At 36.4% G+C, this 13,467-nt stretch carries 13 protein-coding genes; 10 read left to right on the top strand and 3 right to left on the bottom strand.

The features are described 5' to 3' along the window. The first annotated feature begins 40 nt into the window (after positions 1 to 40). Complete coding sequence (locus ACODS7_RS03925) at positions 41 to 184, top strand: FbpB family small basic protein (RefSeq protein ID WP_042969030.1); 144 nt, start codon at positions 41 to 43, stop codon at positions 182 to 184. A gap of 43 nt (positions 185 to 227) precedes the next feature. After that, positions 228 to 362, top strand: coding sequence for an acid-soluble spore protein SspN (gene sspN / locus ACODS7_RS03920; protein WP_000527987.1), 135 nt, complete (start codon positions 228 to 230; stop codon positions 360 to 362). Positions 363 to 447: 85 nt separating this feature from the next. Here the strand turns inward: sspN and ACODS7_RS03915 are convergent, their stop codons facing one another. Continuing rightward, the gene (locus ACODS7_RS03915; protein WP_000614855.1) at positions 448 to 1,740 is read right to left on the bottom strand and encodes a glycoside hydrolase family 18 protein; all 1,293 of its coding nucleotides are present in this window, start codon (positions 1,738 to 1,740) and stop codon (positions 448 to 450) included. A gap of 109 nt (positions 1,741 to 1,849) precedes the next feature. Between ACODS7_RS03915 and ACODS7_RS03910 the strand changes: the two genes are divergently transcribed. Beyond that, the gene (locus ACODS7_RS03910; RefSeq protein WP_000495812.1) at positions 1,850 to 2,269 is read left to right on the top strand and encodes an acyl-CoA thioesterase; all 420 of its coding nucleotides are present in this window, start codon (positions 1,850 to 1,852) and stop codon (positions 2,267 to 2,269) included. Between the two features lie 26 nt (positions 2,270 to 2,295). On the opposite strand, the gene ACODS7_RS03905 is transcribed toward ACODS7_RS03910, so the two are convergent. Both ACODS7_RS03905 and plsY read right to left on the bottom strand, forming a co-directional pair. Next, a complete protein-coding gene (locus ACODS7_RS03905; RefSeq protein WP_001054455.1) occupies positions 2,296 to 2,586 on the bottom strand; it encodes a HesB/YadR/YfhF family protein in 291 nt (96 codons plus the stop codon). Positions 2,587 to 2,694: 108 nt separating this feature from the next. Beyond that, positions 2,695 to 3,291, bottom strand: a complete 597-nt coding sequence (gene plsY / locus ACODS7_RS03900; protein WP_243168273.1) for a glycerol-3-phosphate 1-O-acyltransferase PlsY — start codon at positions 3,289 to 3,291, stop codon at positions 2,695 to 2,697. Between the two features lie 225 nt (positions 3,292 to 3,516). Between plsY and ACODS7_RS03895 the strand changes: the two genes are divergently transcribed. The 7 genes from ACODS7_RS03895 to parC all read left to right on the top strand — a co-directional run bounded on the left by ACODS7_RS03895 (position 3,517) and on the right by parC (position 13,221). Continuing rightward, positions 3,517 to 5,373 carry an anaerobic ribonucleoside triphosphate reductase gene (locus ACODS7_RS03895; RefSeq protein WP_029443030.1) on the top strand — a complete coding sequence of 619 codons (1,857 nt, stop codon included), beginning with the start codon at positions 3,517 to 3,519 and terminating at the stop codon, positions 5,371 to 5,373. After that, on the top strand, positions 5,370 to 5,822 hold the full coding sequence (gene nrdG / locus ACODS7_RS03890; protein WP_000867078.1) for an anaerobic ribonucleoside-triphosphate reductase activating protein: 453 nt from the start codon (positions 5,370 to 5,372) through the stop codon (positions 5,820 to 5,822). The genes ACODS7_RS03895 and nrdG overlap by 4 nt, the downstream gene beginning before the upstream one ends. An 18-nt stretch (positions 5,823 to 5,840) precedes the next feature. Beyond that, positions 5,841 to 6,518 carry a response regulator transcription factor gene (locus tag ACODS7_RS03885; RefSeq protein ID WP_029443029.1) on the top strand — a complete coding sequence of 226 codons (678 nt, stop codon included), beginning with the start codon at positions 5,841 to 5,843 and terminating at the stop codon, positions 6,516 to 6,518. Positions 6,519 to 6,721: 203 nt separating this feature from the next. After that, positions 6,722 to 7,963: a S1C family serine protease gene (locus ACODS7_RS03880; protein WP_016080677.1), complete on the top strand. Its 1,242-nt coding sequence runs from the start codon at positions 6,722 to 6,724 to the stop codon at positions 7,961 to 7,963. A 79-nt stretch (positions 7,964 to 8,042) separates the two neighbouring features. Beyond that, complete coding sequence (locus ACODS7_RS03875; RefSeq protein ID WP_000151387.1) at positions 8,043 to 8,456, top strand: CoA-binding protein; 414 nt, start codon at positions 8,043 to 8,045, stop codon at positions 8,454 to 8,456. Between the two features lie 375 nt (positions 8,457 to 8,831). After that, positions 8,832 to 10,796: a DNA topoisomerase IV subunit B gene (parE, locus tag ACODS7_RS03870; RefSeq protein ID WP_016080678.1), complete on the top strand. Its 1,965-nt coding sequence runs from the start codon at positions 8,832 to 8,834 to the stop codon at positions 10,794 to 10,796. 1 nt (position 10,797) lies between these two features. Then, a complete protein-coding gene (gene parC / locus ACODS7_RS03865) occupies positions 10,798 to 13,221 on the top strand; it encodes a DNA topoisomerase IV subunit A (protein ID WP_016080679.1) in 2,424 nt (807 codons plus the stop codon). Positions 13,222 to 13,467 lie beyond the last annotated feature (246 nt).

Here is a 13,467-nt window from a genome sequence, read left to right as displayed (position 1 = left end):
TACTATGTAATAAGAAAGCGAAGGAGAGAGGGTGAACAACATGAGAAGAAGTCGCCGTAAATCGTTTGAAGAACTTGTAAATGAAAATAAACAACAATTATTAAGCGATCGTGATGCAATTGAGCGCATTGAAGAGCGCATTGAAAAACGTTATGAAATGAAACTTTTTAAGCAAGCTGAATAATTCTTAACACTAGTACGATACTAGTGTTAAGGAGGCGATAGTAATGGGTAATCCGAAAAAAAATTCAAAAGACTTTGCACCAAATCATATTGGAACACAATCGAAAAAAGCTGGTGGAAATAAAGGAAAGCAAATGCAAGATCAAACAGGTAAACAACCGATTGTTGATAACGGTTAAAAAGGAGAATGTTATCATTCTTCTTTTTTGTGAGGAAATGAAAGATGAGTTTTTAGCAGTAATATGAAAAAAGGGCTGACTTTTGTCAGCCCTTTTTCGTAATCGTGAAATTTTCAACGAGTAAACGCCAATTTTGCGGGAATGGTAAACCGATTTTCCAGTAACTAATACCACCTATACCTTGTTCTTTCATTAAATTGAATTTACTTTGAACAGACCGTGAATCTTCAAACCAAACTTCGTGTTGCACGCCGTTTTCATCAAAATAATTAAAATGAGGAGCTTGGGCTGTGAAATCATAACGAATAGGAACATTATATTTACGAGCTAGTGCAACAGCTGCGACAGAGCTAATTGCTTTTGCGGGTGGATTTCCTTGTTTAAATGGAAGCTTCCAATCAAACCCGTATAAATTTTGCCCCATCATAATTTTTTGTGGAGGCATTTGAGATTTTGCATATTGAAGTACTTCTTTCACTGGACCGATAGGAGAAATCGCCATCGGTGGACCGCCTTGCCATCCCCAGTCATATGTCATAATGACGACGAAATCAACAATTTGCCCTTGCGCTTTATAATCGTGAGCTTCGAAAAATTTTCCCTTTTGATTTGAACTTGTTTTCGGTACGAGAGTTGTGCTCAATGTGTACCCGCTAGGTAATCGTGTTTTTACATTTCGTAAAAAGCGATTATACGCCTCGCGGTCTTCAGGTGCTACACTCTCGAAATCGAAATGAATGTCTCGCATGCCATATTTTTCAGCTGTTTGCAAAATGTTAGTAATAAATTTGTTTTGAATCGTTGCGTCGCGTAAAATAACTGATGTTAGATCGGCACTGAAATTACCATTTTCAATATTTGTAATAACGAGCATAGGGATTGTTTTACCTTGCGTTGCAATATTAGCGATTTTAGCTGTTTCAGTAGGTTCTTTTAATGTGCCATCTCTTTTTGCCTCAAAACTAAAATAAGCTAAGTATGTTAAGAATGGATTGATGGCACGTGTAGCATTAACTAAACTCTCTTTAATCGGTATAGTTGAAGGTTGTAAATAAGCGATGGATTCTACAGCTCGTTTTGTACCTTTTGGTACGTATAATTGTTGTCCGACATGGAGAATAGATTTTAAAGATAAATTATTCACTTTAGCTAAACTAGCGAGGGGGACATTATATGTTTGAGAAATTCGATATAGGCTGTCACCAGGCTGTACATAATAATTATTCCCTTTCGTATTAACGATAAGTGCCTGACCAACAACGAGTGTTTCAGCTGGATTTAATCCATTGTCTTTTACTATTTCGTCAGGTGTTGATCCATATTTTGATGCCAAGCTATATACGCTATCACCACTACGAACAGTTACAATTTGAATCATATGCTGGCTCCTTTCGGGAAAAGATTCACTATTTTTATTTTATTTTTGATGTCACTGTATTATGATTAAATGTATGCAAGGTAGCAGAAGTGAAAGAAGGCGAATACATATGTTTGTAGCAGAACATGAAGTTGAAATCCGTTATGCGGAAACAGATCAAATGGGTGTTGTTTACCATTCAAACTACTTAGTGTGGCTTGAGTTAGGTCGCACGAAACTTATACAAGATTTAGGTTTTTCATATGTTGAAATGGAGAAAGAAGGAATTATTTCTCCTGTGTTAGATTTACAAATTTCATACCGTAAAGCGATGCGTTACGGAGAAAAAGCAATCGTAAAAACATGGGTAGATACTGTGAGCCCACTTCGCGTTGTATATGGATATGAAATATATAATGGTGATGGTGAACTTTGTATTACTGCAAGCACGACGAATATTTGTGCGAAAAAAGAAGGGTTCCGCCCTGTATCATTTAAAAAGTTATATCCTGAGTGGTATGCGAAATATGAGGAAATTAAGAAAAAATAAAAAAGCGTGGCAGAAGCCACGTTTTTTTATTTTTCATAATTAAATTGTGGGAAGTCGTCACCTTCGTTAAGTGTAACAGATAAATTATGTCCATCGAAGAACCATTCATCATCGCCTTCAATAAAGAAATTAATACCTTCTTCTTGAATTTGAACAGCAGGATGTGCAGGATCATCTTTACGAATACCTAAAGAAAGTCCTTTTTGCACAGTACTGCAACCACCGTATTGTACGAAAAAGCGTAGTGTTTCATTTGATTGTAAGTTTAATTCAGTTTTATACCATTGTGCTGCTTCTTTTGTTACGGAAAGATTCATGTATAGTTCCTCCAAATTATGTTGCTTTTTCTTTAGTATAAAAAATAACGCAAAAAGACGCTATTAATATGCTTCACGTTTTCTTTTTGCGTTATGTGGGTTACGATCTTATTTTTGCTTTTTTGAAAAGTTTGCTTTAGGCTCAGTTTTATTTATAATTCGTCTGATATTTGCACGGTGTTTATAAATAACCATACCTGCTAATAAACACATCGCAATAATGAAGATTTTATCCCCGCTAACAATGGATGCAATAACAGCAACAACTGCTGTTACCATAGAAGAAAGTGATACGTATCTTGTTGTAAATAAAAGGGTGAAAAATACAACAGCTAATATTGCAAAAACAACTGGTGAATAGCATAATAGCACCCCAGCAGAAGTTGCAACTGCTTTACCACCGCGGAATTTCGCGAAGATTGGGTAGACATGTCCAAGAACAGCCGCTAACCCGAACCATAGTGGGTGAATATCTAATCCGAAAATCATTGGTAGACTTGTTGCTAATGTCCCTTTTAAAATGTCAGCAATTGTAACGGTAAAACCTGCTTTTTTCCCTAATGTGCGGAATGTGTTTGTTCCGCCTAGATTACCGCTCCCGTGCTCACGAATATCGATTCCGTAGCCAATTTTTCCAACAACTAGTGCAAATGGAATCGAGCCAAGTAAGTAGGCAACGATAAATAAAAGATATGTAGTAATCATAAGTTCAGTCTCCTTTATTCAAATGTGTTGATAAAGGGTAAAAAGAGTTTTTCCCGTATATTGTACCATACATTTGTAAAGAGCACATTTCTTTTTTGTAAATGAAAAATTCATTATTTCGTGAAAAAAATTTCACAGTAATGTTACATTTCTCACAGAAACAGTAAGACTATATGTAGTAACATTTTAATCACAAGACAACAACATATTGGTGGAGGGTTATAAATGTTACGAAATATTACACGTGGAGAAGAATTAATGAAAGTGTTTGAGACGATAGTCCACGGCAATGAACAAGATTTAATGCAAGAAAATGCAAATGTAGACGGCCGCTCTCCAATGGGCGTAATGGGAACGTTCGCATCTGAGAGTGCAAAATATTATGCTGTTGAGAATTTATTGTCAGATCAAGTGAAAAAAGCGATAAATGAAAATATATTATATCCACATGATTTAGATTTTTATACGACAGGAACGACGACTTGTTCGCAAATTCCGTTAGCGCAAATGCTTGCTAACGGTTTTCATACTGGACATGGACATATGAGACAACCGCAAGACATTAAAAGTGCATTGGCTCTTTCGTCTATTATTTTTCAAGCGAATCAAAATATGCAGCATGGTGGTCAATCGTTTGCACTCTTTGATATTGATTTAGCACCTTATGTACGAAAAACAATTGAGAGACATAAAAAACGATTACAATCATATCCGCTTACGAAAGAACAAATAGAAGAATTCGCGTGGAAAGAAACGGAAAATGATACGTATCAAGCGTGTGAGGCTTTCGTTCATAATTCGAATAGTATGCATAGTAGGGGCGGAGGACAAGTACCGTTTATTTCTATTAATTACGGAACAGACACATCAAAAGAAGGAAGACTGTTAATTAAACAACTTTTAAAAGCGACACAAGCTGGGCTTGGTAAAGGAGAGACACCGATTTTTCCGATTCAAATTTTCAAGATGAAAAAAGGTGTGAATTTTGAAGAAAGTGATCCGAACTACGATTTATTTGAATTAGCATTAGAGACAACTGCAGAGCGATTATTCCCTAACTTTTCATTTTTAGATGCTCCGTTTAATGCAGTGCATTATGATGGAAGACCAGAAAGTGAAGTATGTTACATGGGATGTCGTACCCGTGTTATGTCTAATATACATGGAGAAGAAACAGCGATTGGTAGAGGGAATTTATCATTTACGTCTATTAATTTAGTGAAATTAGCGTTAATTAGTGGTTCAAAAGAAGCATTTTTTGAAGCGCTAAACTACTATTTAGATTTAGGAATTAAGCAGCTATTAGAAAGATTTGCGTATCAATGTACGAAGCGAGCAAGAGATTTTCAGTTTTTATATTCACAAGGTGTATGGCGTGGTGGAGAAACATTGCAGCCTGAAGACTCCGTAGCTTCGATTTTAAAACAAGGGACGTTAAGTATTGGTTTTATCGGTCTTGCGGAATGTTTAGTAGCTTTAACAGGAAAGCATCATGGGGAAGATGAAGAATCATGGAAACTTGGGTATGAAATTATTTCCTTTATGAGAGATAGAATGGATAAAGCGACAGAAGAACATCAACTGAATTTCTCGATAATTGCAACTCCAGCGGAAGGATTGTCAGGGAAGTTTGTGAAAAAAGATAGAGAAGAATTTGGCGTGATTAGCGGTATAACGAACCATAATTACTATACGAATTCATTCCATATTCCAGTTTATTATAACATTCAAGCGATAAAAAAAATCCGTTTAGAAGGCCCGTTCCATGCTCTATGTAATGGAGGACACATTACGTATATTGAACTAGACGGAGCAGCAATGCATAACAAAAAGGCATTAAAACAAATTGTACAAGCCATGGCAGAACATGGTGTTGGATACGGTTCAATTAATCATCCTGTTGACCGTTGTAAGTGCTGTAGTTATCACGGGGTTATTGGAAATGAATGTCCAAGTTGCGGGAATGAAGATGAGGCTAATATAGAAAGAATTCGCCGCATAACAGGCTATCTTGTAGGAGATATGTCGAAGTGGAATAGTGCGAAACGTAGTGAAGAGATAGATCGGGTGAAACATAAATGAAAGTGATGAATATTATTCATGATAGTGTAGTAGATGGAGAAGGATTACGGACGGTCGTGTTTTTTGCGGGCTGTCCGCATCGTTGTGTCGGTTGCCATAATCCAAAATCGTGGAATATTTGCAACGGAACGGAAATGACAGTAGAAGAAATTGTGAAAGAGATTGCAAGTAATCCATTAACTGATGTAACATTTTCAGGTGGAGATCCATTTTTTCAAGCTGCTGAAGTAAAAAAGGTAGCAAAGATCGTGAAAGATTTGAAAAAAAACCTATGGATGTATACAGGTTATACGTTAGAAGAGATACAGAGTTCTCAAAATAATGATATGATAGAGTTGTTACATTATGGGGATGTTTTGGTCGATGGAAGGTTTGAAATTGAGAAAAAAGATTTAACACTTCCATTTCGCGGAAGCTCCAATCAACGTATTATTCGATTGAAAGAGTAAAAAGGCGGGATAGATTATATGAATAAAACAGTATTGCTTGTTGAAGATGAAAGAAGACTACGTGAAATTGTTAGTGATTATTTTCGTAATGAAGGCTTTGAAGTAATCGAAGCAGAAGATGGAAAAAAAGCGTTAGAGTTATTTGCAGAGCATGAAATTGATTTAATTATGTTAGATATTATGTTACCGGAAATAGATGGATGGTCTGTTTGTAGACGAATTAGAAAAGAATCAGCAGTACCAATTATTATGTTGACAGCACGTTCGGATGAGGATGATACATTGTTAGGTTTCGAATTAGGTGCAGACGAGTATGTAACGAAACCATTTAGCCCGAAAGTGTTAGTAGCTCGCGCGAAGACGTTATTGAAACGTGCGGATGGTGCGGTAGGAGTAGCGGAAGAAAATGCTATGTCTTTAGCTGGAATAGAAGTGAATCGTCTATCTAGAACTGTTTTAGTAGATGGAGAAGAAATTATATTGACACATAAAGAATTTGAACTTCTCGTTTATTTAATGGAGAACAAAGGAATCGTGTTATCACGTCAACATTTATTAGACCAGTTATGGGGATATGACTATTACGGTGATGACCGAACGGTTGATACCCATATTAAAAAACTTCGAAATAAGCTGGGAGATAAAGCGACGCATATCGGTACTGTTATTCGAGTTGGTTATAAATTTGAAGAATAATCTAGAACGATTTGTGTAATTTAGCCTAGGAAAATGGCGATTTGATACTCTCTTTTGAAGGTAGAATGTACAAAAAATACTTTTCTTGTCTACAATGTTAGATAGGAGTATTTTTTTAATTGGATTTCACGATGAGTTCACAAGAAGGACACAAAACGTGACTATACTGAAAATACGAATTCACCAGAGAGGGGAAATAAAACATGGGATATTACGACGGACCAAATTTAAATGAAGAGCATAGTGAAACGAGAGAAGTGAGAAAATCAGGTAGTAAAAAAGGCTATTTCTTCACAGGTTTAGTGGGGGCTGTAGTCGGAGCGGTTTCGATTAGTTTTGCAGCACCATATATGCCATGGGCTCAAAATAATGGAGCGCCAGTATCATCATTTAGTTCGGATTCAAAAGTAGAAGGTACTGTAGTTCCAGTTGTAAATAAAGCGAAAAATGAAACTGATTTACCTGGTATGATTGAAGGGGCGAAAGATGTTGTTGTAGGTGTTATTAATATGCAACAAAGTGTTGATCCATTTGCGATGCAACCGACAGGTCAAGAACAACAAGCTGGTTCAGGATCAGGTGTTATTTATAAAAAAGCAGGAAATAAAGCATATATTGTAACAAACAACCACGTAGTAGATGGAGCAAATAAACTTGCTGTAAAACTAAGTGATGGTAAAAAGGTAGATGCAAAGTTAGTAGGGAAAGATCCTTGGTTAGATTTAGCTGTTGTTGAAATTGACGGATCTAATGTGAATAAAGTTGCAACTTTAGGTGACTCAAGTAAAATCCGTGCGGGTGAAAAAGCAATTGCAATCGGTAACCCACTTGGATTTGACGGAAGTGTAACGGAAGGTATAATCAGTAGTAAAGAACGCGAAATCCCAGTTGATATTGATGGCGATAAACGCCCAGATTGGCAAGCACAAGTTATTCAAACTGATGCAGCGATTAACCCTGGTAATAGTGGTGGTGCATTATTTAACCAAAACGGTGAAATAATTGGGATTAATTCAAGTAAAATTGCACAACAAGAAGTTGAAGGAATTGGATTTGCTATTCCAATTAATATCGCAAAGCCAGTTATTGAATCACTTGAAAAAGACGGAGTAGTAAAACGTCCAGCTCTTGGAGTAGGTGTCGTTTCGTTAGAAGATGTGCAAGCTTATGCAGTCAATCAATTGAAAGTACCGAAAGAAGTAACTAATGGTGTTGTATTAGGTAAAATTTATCCAATATCACCGGCAGAAAAAGCTGGTTTAGAGCAATATGATATTGTAGTAGCATTAGATGATCAAAAAGTAGAAAACTCACTTCAATTCCGTAAATATTTATATGAGAAGAAAAAAGTAGGCGAGAAAGTAGAAGTTACTTTCTATCGTAACGGTCAAAAAATGACGAAAACAGCTACTTTAGCAGATAATTCAGCTACAAAGAATCAATAATCGAAATAAAAGAAAGTCTCTTTCATATTGAAAGAGACTTTCTTTATCGGCTATACTAAAGGAATAGGAGGGATTAATTATGACAATTGAAAACCCAACTCGTACGGAAATTGGTGAAGTATTAAAGAAAAGCAAAACAATTGCGGTTGTTGGATTATCAGATAAGCCAGAACGTACATCGTATATGGTTTCAAAAGCAATGCAAGATGCTGGATACCGCATTATTCCAGTTAATCCAACAGTAGATGAGGTGCTTGGAGAAAAGGCAGTTTCTTCACTAAAGGATATTAAGGAACACGTTGACATTGTAAATGTATTTCGTCGCTCAGAGTTTTTAATGGATGTTGCAAAAGAATTTGTAGAGATTGATGCAGATGTTTTTTGGGCACAATTAGGAGTACAAGATGAAGATACATATAAATTTTTAAAAGAAAAAGACTATACTGTAATAATGGATCGTTGTATTAAAGTAGAACATGCGATGACAAAATAGTATAGATTTAAAGGTAGAAAGATTGATTCAGCCCTCATTATAGATAAGTAGGGCCGATGAACGAGGTGTTCATCATGAGATTTTTTAAAGGCTGTTTTTGGGGATTGTTATTTGTAATCCCATTTTGGATCTTGATCATTTGGATCATAATAAAGGTTTGGAATGTGTAATCTTGGAATACATATCCATTTCTCGTTGACAAACGATTATTTTTCTGAAATAGTAGCCTAGAGGAATCCTTGTGAGAAAACAAGGATTTTTCTATTGAAGATGGTATATAAAAGAGATAAGATAACTTGCCAAAACTATAGTCGAGGCGTTATTCTATAATAGAAACATATGTTCTGATTTTGGATTAGGAAAGGGGCAAGGAGTTTGGCGAAGCATCAGTTCCAATATAATGAAGATGCGATTCAAGTGTTAGAAGGACTTGAAGCCGTTCGAAAACGCCCGGGTATGTATATCGGGAGTACGGATAGCCGTGGATTGCATCATTTAGTATATGAAATAGTAGATAACTCCGTTGACGAAGCGTTAGCGGGATTTGGCGACGAAATTTCAGTCGTAATACATAAAGATAATAGTATTAGCGTTATAGATAAAGGGCGAGGAATGCCTACGGGAATGCATAAACTTGGGAAACCTACACCTGAAGTTATTTTAACTGTACTTCATGCAGGTGGTAAGTTTGGTCAAGGTGGCTATAAAACGAGTGGTGGTTTACACGGTGTTGGGGCATCAGTTGTAAACGCCTTGTCAGAATGGTTAGTAGTAACAATTAAACGTGATGGTAGCATTTATGAACAACGCTTTGAAAATGGTGGCGTTCCTGCAACGACGTTAGAGAAAATCGGGAAAACAAAAGAGTCTGGTACGACAATGCACTTCAAACCAGATACAACGATTTTCAGCACGACAAATTATAATTATGAAACATTATGTGAGAGATTACGTGAATCTGCATTCTTATTAAAAGGAATGAAAATCTCGATAAAAGACGAACGTAATGATTTAGAGGATGTATTTCATTATGAAACAGGAATTGAAGCTTTCGTTTCATATTTAAACGAAGAAAAAGATTCAATTCACCCGGTTGTATACTTCACTGGTGAACAAAACGGGATTGAAGCAGAACTAGCATTCCAGTTTAATGATGGTTACTCAGAAAATATTCTTTCGTTTGTAAATAACGTACGTACAAAAGATGGTGGAACACACGAAGCTGGATTTAAAACAGCAATGACGCGTGTGTTCAATGAGTATGCTCGTAAAGTTTCATTATTAAAAGAAAAAGATAAAAATTTAGAAGGTACAGATATTCGTGAAGGTGTAGCAGCTATCGTTTCTGTACGTGTACCAGAAGAAGTACTTCAGTTTGAAGGACAAACGAAGGGGAAACTTGGTACAAGTGAAGCTCGTTCTTCTATTGATGCCATTGTATCAGAGCATTTAGCTTACTTTTTAGAGGAAAACCCGGATGTAGCTACACTTCTTGTGAGAAAGGCAGTTAAAGCAGCGCAAGCACGTGAGGCTGCTCGTAAAGCGAGAGAAGAAGCACGTAGTGGTAAGAAGAAGAAAAAATCAGAAGGTACGTTAAGCGGGAAGTTAACACCTGCACAATCACGTAATCCTCAGAAAAACGAATTGTATTTAGTAGAGGGTGACTCTGCCGGTGGTTCAGCGAAACAAGGACGAGACCGTCGTTTCCAGGCCGTATTACCGTTACGTGGTAAAGTAATTAATACAGAGAAAGCAAAGCTTGCTGATATCTTTAAAAATGAAGAGATTAATACAATCATTTATGCGATTGGCGGCGGTGTAGGAAATGAATTTGATGTTGAAGATATTAACTACGATAAAGTTGTAATTATGACCGATGCCGATACGGATGGAGCTCATATTCAAGTATTGTTATTAACGTTCTTCTACAGATATATGAAGCCACTTATCGAAGCTGGTAAAGTGTTTATCGCACTTCCTCCTTTATACAAAGTAAGTAAAGGAAAAGGTAAGAGTGAGGTAATTGAATACGCTTGGTCAGATGAGGAATTAGACGGTGTAACGAAAAAAGTTGGCAAAGGCTATATGTTACAACGTTATAAAGGACTTGGTGAAATGAATGCGGATCAATTATGGGAAACAACAATGAATCCTGAAACGCGTACATTAATTCGCGTGAAAATTGATGATGCAGCAAGAGCAGAGCGTCGCGTTACAACATTAATGGGCGATAAAGTAGAACCACGCCGTAAATGGATTGAACGTAATGTACAGTTTGGTATGCAAGAAGAAGGAAATATTTTAGAAAATGAAATGATTATGGAGACGGAGGTGGAATAACATGCAAGCAGAGAAGTTTCATGACCTCCCGCTTGAAGACGTGTTAGGTGATCGTTTTGCACGTTATAGTAAATATATTATTCAAGATCGTGCACTTCCAGATGCACGTGATGGCTTAAAGCCAGTACAAAGACGTATTTTATATTCTATGTATGTAGAAGGTAATGTACATGATAAAGCGTTTCGTAAATCAGCTAAAACAGTAGGTAACGTTATTGGTAATTATCATCCACATGGAGATTCCTCTGTATATGAGGCAATGGTACGCTTAAGCCAAACTTGGAAAGTACGTAATGTTTTAGTTGAAATGCATGGTAATAACGGTAGTGTTGATGGGGATCCAGCGGCAGCAATGCGTTATACGGAAGCTCGTTTATCACCAATCGCATCTGAATTATTACGTGATCTTGATAAAGAAACAGTTGAATTCGTGTCAAACTTTGATGATACGAGTGAAGAACCAGTTGTATTACCAGCAGCGTTCCCGAATTTATTAGTGAACGGATCTACAGGGATTTCCGCTGGTTATGCAACAGAAATTCCTCCGCATCATCTTGGAGAAGTTATTGACGCTACAATGATGCGTATTGATAAGCCAAATAGTACTGTTGATGATTTATTAACAGTTATGAAAGGACCAGATTTCCCAACAGGTGGTATTATTCAAGGGATTGATGGTATTAAAAAGGCGTATGAAACAGGTAAAGGTAAAATTATTATTCGCGGAAAAGCAGAAGTTGAAACAGTACGCGGTGGGAAACAACAAATTGTAATCACTGAAATTCCTTACGAAGTGAATAAGGCGAACCTTGTAAAGAAAATGGATGAATTACGTCTAGATAAAAAGTTAGATGGTATTGCTGAAGTACGTGATGAGACAGATCGTACTGGTTTACGAATTGTTGTTGAATTAAAGAAAGAAGCAAACGCCGAAGGTATTTTAAATTATTTATATAAAAATACAGATTTGCAAATTCCATATAACTTTAATATGGTAGCGATCAATAATCGTCGTCCAACACTTATGACATTACCGAAAATTTTGGATGCTTATATTGGACATCAAAAAGAGGTTATTACGAGACGTTCACAGTATGAATTAAGAAAAGCAGAAAATCGTCAACATATTGTAGAAGGTTTAAAGAAAGCATTATCGATTTTAGACCAAGTAATCGAGACAATTCGAGCTTCAAAAGATAAACGTAATGCGAAAGATAATTTAAGTGCAAAATTTGGCTTTACAGAAGCACAAGCGGAAGCAATTGTATCCTTGCAATTATATCGCTTAACGAATACAGACATTACGGCGTTACAAGAAGAAGCAGATGAGCTTAATAAGAAAATTCTAGAGCTACAGTCAATTTTACAAAGTGAAAAAAGATTACTTCAAGTCATTAAAACTGATTTGAAGAGAGTTAAGAAAACATATAGTGATGATCGCCGTGCTATTATTGAAGAGCAAATTGAAGAAATTAAAATAGACGTAGAAGTGATGATTCCACAAGAAGATGTCATCGTTACTGTAACGAAAGAAGGATATGTGAAACGTACTGGATGGCGCTCGCATAATGCCTCAAACGGCAAAGACTTCGGTATGAAAGAGGGTGACATCTTACTTGAACGATTCGATACGAATACGACTGAAACAGTTCTTTTATTCACAAGTAAAGGAAACTATATATATCTTCCAGTATACGAAATGCCAGATATTCGTTGGAAAGATTTAGGTCAGCACGTTGCAAATATCGTTTCACTCGACCGAGATGAAACAATCATTTGGGCAACGGTTGTACCGAACTTTGAGGAAGAAAAACGATTTATCGTATTTGTAACGCGAAATGGTATGATAAAGAAAACAGAATTAAATCAATATAAAGTTCAGCGTTATTCAAGGGCATTCGTTGCTGTAAACTTGAAAAAAGGTGATGAAGTTGTCGATATATTTGCGACAGATGGAACGAGTGATATCGTTCTTGCTACACATGGTGCATATGCACTTATTTTCCATGAAGATGAAGTAAGTCCAGTCGGTGTAAGAGCTGCTGGTGTGAAAGCAATTAATTTAAAAGAAGATGACTATGTCGCTTCTGGTAAACCATTAAATGGTGACAAAGATCAACTTATTCTCGTAACGCAGCGCGGTGCTGTAAAGCGTCTAAAAGCATCAGAAATTGAGAAATCGACGAGGGCAAAGCGAGGTCTTGTTATTTTCAAAGAGTTAAAACGTAATCCGTACCGCATTGTCGGTATTGAAATTGTTCGGGACGATGAATTAGTTTACATGAAGACAGAGAAAAACATTGTAGAAGAAATTGATCCGAAAGCGTATCGAAATAAAGACCGGTATAGTAATGGTAGCCTAGTGCTAGATGTTAATGATACTGGTGAAGTAGTAGAAACGTGGACGAAAAAACGACCGGAGTAAAAAAGCATCTTGCTATGAATAGTAGCAAGGTGCTTTTTTCTAGGCAATTTATTATGTAAATGATAATAATCTTGTTATAATAACTGAATGAAATCGTTCTCATAAAGTGGAACTTTAATCAATGGGGAGTTTCTTTATCCACATTGATTATTAGTTGAACCAATCGGGCTTTAACAAGCAGTTGATTCCTCACCTAATTTCTTAGCTTTCGCTGAATTTTGAGTTAGGAATTTTACTGCCCGTTAA

This window comes from Bacillus sp. FG16 (assembly GCF_057809515.1).
The sequence above is the reverse complement of the archived record's forward strand: the minus strand, read 5'-3'. Positions and strand labels throughout refer to the sequence as shown.

Excerpts from the sequence above, each read along its gene's own strand:
- ACODS7_RS03925 (WP_042969030.1), top strand. The coding sequence starts at position 41 with ATGAGAAGAAGTCGCCGTAAATCGTTTGAAGAACTTGTAAATGAAAAT.
- sspN (WP_000527987.1), top strand. The coding sequence starts at position 228 with ATGGGTAATCCGAAAAAAAATTCAAAAGACTTTGCACCAAATCATATT.
- ACODS7_RS03915 (WP_000614855.1), bottom strand. The coding sequence starts at position 1,740 with ATGATTCAAATTGTAACTGTTCGTAGTGGTGATAGCGTATATAGCTTG.
- ACODS7_RS03910 (WP_000495812.1), top strand. The coding sequence starts at position 1,850 with ATGTTTGTAGCAGAACATGAAGTTGAAATCCGTTATGCGGAAACAGAT.
- ACODS7_RS03905 (WP_001054455.1), bottom strand. The coding sequence starts at position 2,586 with ATGAATCTTTCCGTAACAAAAGAAGCAGCACAATGGTATAAAACTGAA.
- plsY (WP_243168273.1), bottom strand. The coding sequence starts at position 3,291 with ATGATTACTACATATCTTTTATTTATCGTTGCCTACTTACTTGGCTCG.
- ACODS7_RS03895 (WP_029443030.1), top strand. The coding sequence starts at position 3,517 with ATGTTACGAAATATTACACGTGGAGAAGAATTAATGAAAGTGTTTGAG.
- nrdG (WP_000867078.1), top strand. The coding sequence starts at position 5,370 with ATGAAAGTGATGAATATTATTCATGATAGTGTAGTAGATGGAGAAGGA.
- ACODS7_RS03885 (WP_029443029.1), top strand. The coding sequence starts at position 5,841 with ATGAATAAAACAGTATTGCTTGTTGAAGATGAAAGAAGACTACGTGAA.
- ACODS7_RS03880 (WP_016080677.1), top strand. The coding sequence starts at position 6,722 with ATGGGATATTACGACGGACCAAATTTAAATGAAGAGCATAGTGAAACG.
- ACODS7_RS03875 (WP_000151387.1), top strand. The coding sequence starts at position 8,043 with ATGACAATTGAAAACCCAACTCGTACGGAAATTGGTGAAGTATTAAAG.
- parC (WP_016080679.1), top strand. The coding sequence starts at position 10,798 with ATGCAAGCAGAGAAGTTTCATGACCTCCCGCTTGAAGACGTGTTAGGT.